This window comes from Arthrobacter sp. efr-133-R2A-120 (genome assembly GCF_030209835.1).
Lineage (GTDB): Bacteria > Actinomycetota > Actinomycetes > Actinomycetales > Micrococcaceae > Arthrobacter.
Window position 1 is genome coordinate 1 of sequence record NZ_JARVRF010000074.1, and the last position, 1,448, is coordinate 1,448.

Sequence of the window (1,448 nt, forward strand, 5' to 3'; positions counted from 1 at the left end):
CAGGATCCTCCACGACGGCGGAGTTCACTTCCGTAACCTCGCCCGTCACCGGGGAGTACAGGTCCGAGACGGACTTGGTGGACTCAACCTCACCGCAGGTCTCCCCCGCCGTCACAGCGGAACCGATCTCGGGCAAGTCAACGTACACGATGTCGCCGAGGGCATCGGTGGCCACGGCGGAGATGCCGACAGACACAAGATTGCCGGCTTCGCGGGAAACCCACTCGTGCTCGTCGGAGTACTGGAGTTCAGGTGCAACTTTTGCCATGTTCTTTCCTTTGCGTTGGTCTAAAAAACAGTTGTGGTCAGGTTACGCGGCGGGGGACGCCATCCTCTGCGTGCTGCTCCTTCGTCGCTTTGACGCACGCTGCCGGATGCCGCTCCCCCACCGCTAGAGGCTTGTTCAGTTTTCGGGGCCAACAGTTCGGGAAAAGAACGCTGGCCCTTTCGGGTTTAGTAGGTGACCCGTGGTTCCCGTAGGCCGATTCAGTTCCAGTGGGCCAATCTGCGGCAGGTGGCCCATTTTCCAGCACCTTTGGCTTTCAAAAGCGGGCCAAAGGTGCCGGACTGGAACTGAACCCGAGGTGAGCTGAACCAGAGGTGAGATGCAGGGCCCCATCGGGTGCCGGCATCCGGCAGCGGGCGTCTAAGGGAGCGTCACGTCCGCTTAGCGGGCGTCTTCGCGACCGAGCATGCAGAGGATGTCGGACCCGACGGGCCAAACGCAACCACGGTCATCCACCCACTGGACCCGACGTGCCGAAAGGCGAGCCGAGTTACTTAACCCGCTTATAGAACGGCAAGGCGACAACCTCGAACGCTTCAGGCTTGCCGCGCAGGTCCACATCAAGTGCCGTGCCTGGTTCGGCGTGTTCGACGTCGACGTAGGCCAGTGCTACGGGGTAACCGAGTGTGGGACTCGGCTGGCCGGAGGTGACTTCGCCGACCACCGCACCGTCCTTGAGGACCGGGTAGTGGCTGCGGCCGGCGCGACGGCCCAGGCCCTTGAGGCCTACCAGCTTGCGGCCGCTGGTGGAACCGGCGCCCTCAGCCTTCAGGGCTTCCAGGGCAGCGCGGCCCACGAAGTCGCTTTCCTTGGCGAGCGACACAACAGGACCCAGGCCTGCCGAGAAGGGGTTGCCTTCGCGGGAGAGCTCGTTGCCGTAGAGCGGCATCCCGGCTTCGAGGCGCAGGGAGTCCCGGGATGCCAGGCCGGCGGGGATCAGCTCGCCGTCCTCGGCGACTTCCGCGATGGCCTGCCACAGGGCGGCAGCGGCGTCGTTGTCCACGAAGATTTCGAAGCCGTCCTCGCCCGTGTAACCGGTGCGGGCGAGCAGCAGATCGGTCGTGTTCCCGGCAAAGGTGAAGGGCACCTCGACGGCGGCGTAGTACTTGAGCCCGGTGACCAGCGCGTGCTGTCCGGCCGGAACCAAACGCAGGAGGATTTC

General features: G+C 64.4%; 2 protein-coding genes. Both read right to left on the minus strand.

The annotated features are described in order from the left end of the window. The coding region (locus tag QRN52_RS23285; protein ID WP_284756198.1) for a glycine cleavage system protein H at positions 1-268 on the minus strand (268 nt) is incomplete at its 3' end. A gap of 508 nt (positions 269-776) precedes the next feature. Beyond that, the coding region (locus QRN52_RS23290; protein ID WP_284756199.1) for a glycine cleavage T C-terminal barrel domain-containing protein at positions 777-1,448 on the minus strand (672 nt) is incomplete at its 5' end.